The following is a 6,905-nucleotide window of genomic DNA, read 5'->3' as shown; positions in this document are numbered from 1 at the left end:
CCATGCCGGTCAGAGGTGCCCTTCGATTCGGAAGATCACTCGGCGCGCGAGATCTCGACCATCTCCTCGCGCGGCACGACATACTTTGTGCTGCTATAGCGACACAAAGTACACACGGCCCCGGACCTGCGGAAACACGAGGTCAGGCGCCCGGGATCGGCATGGGGCCGCGTTCTAAGAGGTCGCGGAACTCGCGGGCCGGGATCGCACGGGAGAACAGCCAGCCCTGGTAGGCGTCCACGCCGACGCCGCAGAGCACGTGGAACTGCGTCGCCGTCTCCACGCCCTCGGCCACGCACTGCCGGCCCATCGCGCGCGCCATGTCCACGACCGCCCGCGCCACCGCGAAATCCGAGGCGTCGCCGCCGACGCCGGCGACGAACCGGCGGTCCACCTTGATGATCTGCGCCGGCAGGTCCTTCAACCGGGCCAGCGACGAGTAGCCGGTGCCGAAGTCGTCGACGGCGAACCGCACGCCGCGCGCCACCAGCTCGCCCATCTCGTGCCGGGTCCGCGACGGCAGGTCCACCAGCGCCGTCTCCACCAGCTCCAGGATCACCCGGTTCCAGGCGATGCCGGTCTCGGCGACGATGTCGGCGACCGCGTCGACGAACTCCGGCCCGCCCGGCACCAGGCCCGCCAGGTTCACCGCGACGCCGGCTTGGCGGCCGTTGCGCGCCGGCCACGTCGCCGCCTCTCGAAGCGCCGTCCGCAGCACCCAGCGGTCCAGCTCGCGTAACAGGTCGCCCTGCTCGGCGACCGGCAGGAACGCGTCCGGCGCGAGCATCCCGCGATCCGGGTGCGGCCAGCGCACCAGCGCTTCCGCCGTGACCACCACGCCGTCGGAGTTCACCACCGGCTGGTAGTGCAGGACGAGGCCGTCGTTGTTCAGCGCCTCCCGCAGCTGGCCTTCCAGTTGCAGCTGCCGGTCCGCCGAGGCGATCAGCGCGGGGCTGGCCAGCGAGACCTTGCCGGTGCCGCGGCGCTTCGCCTCGAACATCGCCGCGTCGGCGAACCGCAGCAGGTCCTCGCCGCCGGCCCCCGATCCGTTGGGCACCGCCGCGCCGATCGACGACGACACCCGGATCAGCTGGCCGTGCACCGGCACCGCGGTGCGCAGCAGCCCGGACACCCGGGTCGCCAGCGAATCGACGCCGCCGACGGCGTCAATGTCCTGGCAGATGATCACGAACTCGTCGCCGGACAACCGGGCCGCCGTGCAGCCGTCCGGCAGCCCGCCTTCGAGCCGCCGGGCCAGCGCGACCAGCAGTTCGTCCCCGGCGTCGTGGCCCAGTGAATCGTTTACCCGCTTGAAGTTGTCGATGTCGCAGAACAGCACCGCGACGCGGTGCGAGTCGGCGCGCCCGAGCAGTCCGAGGAGCAGGTCCTTCACCGCCGCGCGGTTCGGTAACCCGGTCAGGTCGTCGTGGGTGGCCTGGTAGCGCAGGGCCTCGGCCGCACGCCGCCGCTCGGTGATGTCCTGGAAGACCACCAGCCAGAACTGGGTGCCGTCGTCCTGCACCGACGAGGACGTGTGCAGCTCGCAGTACACCGGCTCGCCGTCGGAGCGCACCAGCACCCGCTGCGGCACCCGCCGCCGGATGCCCGGCCGCTCGCCCGGCGTGGGCAGGCCGGTCTCCCGCTCGTCGGGATGGGTTATCTGCGGCACGGTCATGCCGCGCAGCTGCTCCAGCCGGTAGCCGAGCAGGGCGCACAGCGCGTCGTTGGCGTCGACCAGCCGCTCGGCCCGGTCGAACAGCCCGATCCCGACCGGCGTGATGTTGACCAGGTCGCTGAAGCGCTGGCTGGACCGCTCCATGCGGGTCACCACGGCGCGCTGCTCGGTGACGTCCTGCACGGTGCCGACCATGACGTCCTCGCCGTCGGCGTCCCGGATCGCGGTGCCGTGCAGGCGCAGGATCCGCATCGTGCCGTCGACCCGCACGTAGCGGTGCTCGACCTCGATCGGCTCGTGCTGGTCGATCAGCGGCTCCCACGCCTGCCGGACCCAGTCCTTGTCGTCCGGGTGCACCCGTTCCAGGTAGGTGTCGAAGGTGATGTGCGCGGTGGTCGGCTTGCCGATGATCTCGTGCAGCATCCGCGACAGTCGCATGACGTTGGCCCGCGGATCCCACTCCCACGTGCCGAGCCGGGCGATCCGCTGCGCGTCCTGCAGCTTGCGCCGCTCGTCGCGGAGCTGGCGTTCCAGCGCCCGGTGTTCGGTGACGTCCTGGACGGTGCCCTGCACCCGCTCGATCCGGCCGGAGCGGTTGTACTCGGCGCGGCCGGTGCACAGGTAGATCCGCTTGCCGGGCAGGTCGCGGAGCTCGACCTCCAGCAGTTCGCCCTCGGGAGCGGATAGAACGTCGGTGTAGAACTCGGCGGCGCGGTCCTTGTCCTCGGGATGGGTCGCCGCGATCATCGATCCAGCGTCGGTGGCGGACTCGGCGCCCGAGCCGCCGAGGAACTCCGCGAGCACCGGGCTTCGGTAGAGCTCACCGGTTTCCGGGTAGAACACCCAGCTGCCGACCTTGGCGATCCGCTGCGCCTCGATCAGCCAGCGCCGCTCGTTGGTGTTGGTGGCGTCCGTCGCGGCCGATGCCGCCTCGGTCAGGTCGGACACGTCGGTCAGCACCGTGACGCGCAGCTGCTCGTCGTCGGCGTGCGGCCAGCTCAGCGGGCGAACCGGAATCCGGCCGGAGCGCGTCCGCAGCATCGACACCACGCCGTCGCGGGCCACGAGGTCCGCGAGCCGGCAGCCGATCAGCGCGGCGGGGCCGGTCTCGCCGGCAAGCGTCGCGGCCTGCTCCGTCGCCCGCACCACGATGCCGTCCGCGGTGCTCAGCAGGGCCGGTGCGGCCGGCAGCGGGATCAGCTCGAACGCTTCGGCGCAGACGCCGGCCAGGCCGAGACCGCCGGAGGCCGTCCGGTTCCGCTCGCTCCGCTCGGTCAACTGCACCCCTCCTGCGTGGCGGCCGCGTGGCCGCCGTTTCCGGACGCCCGACCCGCCACTGATGAGTGACGTGAGCCACAGCAATCCGTGCGGCCGACCTTACCGGTCGACGCACCCGCGGTAACGCCATGGTGCCGGGGCATCGGACCGATTCCCTGGAGAGGTGACAGCCGTCGCCCGACATGATGACGCCGACATCGGAAATCCGTTCGCCGCCGACACAGCGGGGCCGGGGGAGCCGCTGCTGGCTCCCCCGGCCCCGCTGCTTGCGAACCGAACCTACCGCCGTCCGGACCGGTGGCAACAGCCTCGACGGCTCATGCCTTGGCGACTCATGCCTTGGCGACGCCGTCGGCCCGTGCCGCCTTCGCGACCGCCGCGCTGACCTCGGGCGCCACCCGCGGGTCCAGCGGGCTGGGCACGATGTAGTCGGCGCTAAGGTCGTCGGCGGCGACCGCCGCGATCGCCTCGGCCGCCGCGACCTTCATGCCGTCGGTGATCTTGCGCGCCCCGACGTCCAGCGCTCCCTTGAAGATGCCGGGGAACGCCAGCACGTTGTTGATCTGGTTCGGGAAGTCGCTGCGCCCGGTGGCGACAACGGCGGCGTGCCGCCGGGCGACGTCCGGGTGGATCTCCGGGTCGGGGTTGGACAGCGCGAACACGATGGCGTTGTCGGCCATCGTCGCCACCAGCTCCTCCGGGAGCTGTCCGACCGAAACGCCGATCACCACGTCGGCGCCGCGCAGTGCCTCGGCGGGCCCGCCGGTGATCCCGCTCTGGTTGGTGAACTCGGCGAGTTCCTGCTTGATCGGCGTCAGATCCGCGCGCCCGGAGTGGATCACGCCGCGCGAGTCGAGCACGGTGATCTCGCCGACACCGGCGGTGTGCAGGATCTTCGCGCAGGCCACGCCCGCAGCGCCGGCGCCGGAGATCACCACGCGCAGCGATCCCAGCTCCCGGTCGACGACCTTGGCGGCGTTGCGCAGCGCGGCGAGCACGACCACGGCGGTGCCGTGCTGGTCGTCGTGCATGACCGGGCAGTCCAGCGCCTCGGAAACCCGGCGCTCCAGCTCGAAGCAGCGCGGCGCGGAGATGTCCTCCAGGTTGACCGCACCGAACGACGGGCGCAGCCGGACCAGGGTCTCCACGATCTCGTCGACGTCGGTGGTGTCCAGCACCAGCGGGATCGAGTCGAGCCCGGCGAAGGTCTTGAACAGCGCGGACTTGCCCTCCATCACCGGCAGCGACGCCCGCGGTCCGATGTCGCCCAGGCCGAGCACCGCGGTGCCGTCGCTGACGACGGCGACGAGCCGTTGCGTCCACGTGTAGCGATCGGCCAGCGCCGGGTCGCTGGCGATCGCCCGGCTGACCTGCGCCACGCCGGGGGTGTATGCGATCGACAGATCCCGCGCGGAATCCAGCGGCGCGGTCACGTCGACGGCGAGCTTGCCGCCCTCGTGCGCCGCGAAGATCTCCTCGTTGGTCAAATCCGCACCGACTCCGCTTGCGGTGCTGTCGTTGACGGTGGTCACGGCGTCCCTCCATGTAGCCATGCCTACGGCCCGGACGCATTCCAGGCCGGGCGGACCGGGCGGCGCTTCGCCACCCGTGCGACGCTCGCCTGCCCTGGCGTGCCGGACAGGCGAGTGTTTCGAAATAACCGAGACCTGCCGACCTGGTCGGACAGCGGCTCTCGGCGGACGCTGCGGTTCGAACAGTGTGCCAGGCCGCGAGATCAGTGTCAGCGACCGGGATCACACAACCTCACCAGCAGGTTCAACATTTTGTCAAGGCCTACCGGCAGTACGCGCGTCCTATTTGGATCCGATTTCGGCAGTACGCTCGTCCGGTTTTAGTGCCGCATTTCGCAGTACGTACGTCCGGTTTGAATAGGGCGTCGAATAGTTCGCACGGCGCATATCAACTCCGCCCCACCGATCCGCATTCCAACCGGCCCCATAGGCTTTCGGACGTGCAGGTACGTCGACTTGAGATCACGGGCGCTTACGAGTTCACGCCGAAGGCCTTCCCCGACCACCGCGGGCTGTTCGTCGCGCCGTTCCAGGAAGCGGCGTTCATCGACGCCACCGGGCACCCGCTGCGGGTCGCGCAGACCAACCACAGCGTCTCGGCGCGCAACGTCGTCCGCGGCCTGCACTTCGCCGACGTGCCGCCAGGCCAGGCGAAGTACGTGTACTGCCCGCGCGGCGCGCTGTTGGACGTGGTGGTCGACATCCGCGTCGGCTCCCCGACCTTCGGGCGCTGGGAAGCGATCCGGCTGGACGCCACCGAATACCGCGCCGTCTACCTCGCTGAGGGGCTCGGACACGCCTTCGCCGCGCTCACCGACGACACCGTGATGACCTACCTCTGCTCCACGCCGTACAACCCGGCGGCCGAGCACGGCGTCGACCCACTCGACCCGGACCTGGGGCTGCCGTGGTCCGACCTCGACGGCGAGCCGATCCTGTCCGAAAAGGACCGATCCGCCCCCGGTCTGGCGCAAGCCGCCGAGCAGGGCCTGCTTCCGGATTACGAAACCTGCCTCGCCCACTACGAAAGCCTGCGCGGCTGAGCCGTCACCGCACGCGGCCGGGCTTCGGCCAGAGGCGCCACCGGATGACGCCGAGAACCTCGGCAGGGCCGAGCTCCCGCGAATCCGTCGAACCGAAGGTGTTGTCGCCTTCGACGTGCCAGCCATCGCCGTCGCGGCGCAGCGCGCGCTTCACCGAAAGCTGCCCCGGACGCTGCGCCCAGCGCACCAGCGCGACGTCTCCCGGCCGAGCGGAACCCCGCAGCCGCAGCAGCACCACGTCGCGATCCCGCAGGGTGGGAACCATGGACGGGCCGCGCACCAGCAACCGCCGCCACGGCCACCGCCCGAGGGATTTCACAGCCACCTCCGATAGGACTTCGAGGATCTTCAAGAGTAGGGTCGCCCCTGTCGGAGCACTCACTTGTCAGGGAGGAATCATGCGACTCCTGTCGCGAATCCTCAGCCCCCGCCTCGAGGCAACCGCGCACTGCGACCTGCCGTGCGGCGTGTACGACCCGGCGCAGGCGCGGATCGAGGCTGAGTCCATCAAGGCGATCCAGGAGAAGTACCAGGCCAATGAGGACCCGGAGTTCCGCACTCGCGCGATTCTGATCGCCGAGCAGCGCTCCGAGTTGGTCAAGCACCACCTGTGGGTGCTGTGGACCGACTACTTCAAGCCGCCGCACTTCGAGAAGTACCCGCAGCTGCACGAGCTGATCAACAAGGCCACCAAGGCCGCGGGCGCGGCCGGGACCAAGGGTTCCATGGAGGCCAAGTCGGGTCAGCAGCTGCTGGACTACATCGCCGAGATCGACAAGATCTTCTGGGAGACCAAGCAGGGCTGAGCGCCGCAGTACCGAAAGGACGCCGGCCGGCGGAAACCACTTCCGCCGGCCGGCGTCTTTTCTGCTTCCGGCGCGGCAGACTGGCCGGATGGGACTCGATCAACGACTTGTGGACGCGGCCGTCGAGCTGGTGGAACGGCGCTGGGGGCGCGCCGAGCAGGCCGTGGCGGCCGCCGTTCGGCTCGACGACGGCCAGATCCTGACCAGCATCAGCCTCGACAACCTCAACGCCGCCGTCACCTTGTGCGCCGAGACCGGCGCGCTTTGCCAGGCGTACACGCTCGACAAGCGCGTCACCGCATCCGTCTGCGTCAGCAAATGGCCTGGTGGCGAGGGCTATCCCGTGCTCGCGCCGTGCGGTATCTGCCAAGAGCGGCTCGCGTTGTGGGGCCCCGACGTCGAGGTGGCGGTGGCCGACGCGAACAGCCCGTCGGGCTGGTCGGCCCGGACGCTGCGCGAGCTGAACCCGTTCTACTGGGGAACCCAGTTCTCCGCCGCCGGCGGCTGGCCGTCCACCGAAGAGCATCTCTCCTGAGCGGCAACAGGAAATCGAATGCGCCCGCGCGCGGGC

At 70.3% G+C, this 6,905-nt stretch carries 6 protein-coding genes; 3 read left to right on the top strand and 3 right to left on the bottom strand.

What is annotated here, in order from left to right:
* Positions 1–142: 142 nt before the first annotated feature.
* Positions 143–2,959: an EAL domain-containing protein gene (locus AB0I53_RS09485; RefSeq protein ID WP_358599066.1), complete on the bottom strand. Its 2,817-nt coding sequence runs from the start codon at positions 2,957–2,959 to the stop codon at positions 143–145.
* A 326-nt stretch (positions 2,960–3,285) separates the two neighbouring features.
* Positions 3,286–4,485: an NADP-dependent malic enzyme gene (locus AB0I53_RS09480; RefSeq protein WP_358599063.1), complete on the bottom strand. Its 1,200-nt coding sequence runs from the start codon at positions 4,483–4,485 to the stop codon at positions 3,286–3,288.
* Between the two features lie 440 nt (positions 4,486–4,925).
* Between AB0I53_RS09480 and AB0I53_RS09475 the strand changes: the two genes are divergently transcribed.
* Positions 4,926–5,528, top strand: coding sequence for a dTDP-4-dehydrorhamnose 3,5-epimerase family protein (locus AB0I53_RS09475; protein WP_358599060.1), 603 nt, complete (start codon positions 4,926–4,928; stop codon positions 5,526–5,528).
* A 4-nt stretch (positions 5,529–5,532) separates the two neighbouring features.
* On the opposite strand, the gene AB0I53_RS09470 is transcribed toward AB0I53_RS09475, so the two are convergent.
* The gene (locus AB0I53_RS09470; protein ID WP_358599386.1) at positions 5,533–5,847 is read right to left on the bottom strand and encodes a S24/S26 family peptidase; all 315 of its coding nucleotides are present in this window, start codon (positions 5,845–5,847) and stop codon (positions 5,533–5,535) included.
* Between the two features lie 79 nt (positions 5,848–5,926).
* Here AB0I53_RS09470 and sodN point away from each other — a divergent pair, with 79 nt between their 5' ends.
* Positions 5,927–6,334, top strand: a complete 408-nt coding sequence (sodN, locus tag AB0I53_RS09465; protein ID WP_093277413.1) for a superoxide dismutase, Ni — start codon at positions 5,927–5,929, stop codon at positions 6,332–6,334.
* Between the two features lie 88 nt (positions 6,335–6,422).
* Positions 6,423–6,869: a cytidine deaminase gene (locus AB0I53_RS09460; protein ID WP_358599057.1), complete on the top strand. Its 447-nt coding sequence runs from the start codon at positions 6,423–6,425 to the stop codon at positions 6,867–6,869.
* Positions 6,870–6,905 lie beyond the last annotated feature (36 nt).

Source organism: Saccharopolyspora sp. NPDC050389 (assembly GCF_040655595.1).
Classification (GTDB): domain Bacteria; phylum Actinomycetota; class Actinomycetes; order Mycobacteriales; family Pseudonocardiaceae; genus Saccharopolyspora.
The sequence above is the reverse complement of the archived record's forward strand: the minus strand, read 5'-3'. Positions and strand labels throughout refer to the sequence as shown.

What these genes read in the sequence shown, in the direction of transcription:
- sodN (WP_093277413.1), top strand. Translation starts at nt 5,927, where the DNA reads ATGCGACTCCTGTCGCGAATCCTCAGCCCCCGCCTCGAGGCAACCGCG.
- AB0I53_RS09460 (WP_358599057.1), top strand. Translation starts at nt 6,423, where the DNA reads ATGGGACTCGATCAACGACTTGTGGACGCGGCCGTCGAGCTGGTGGAA.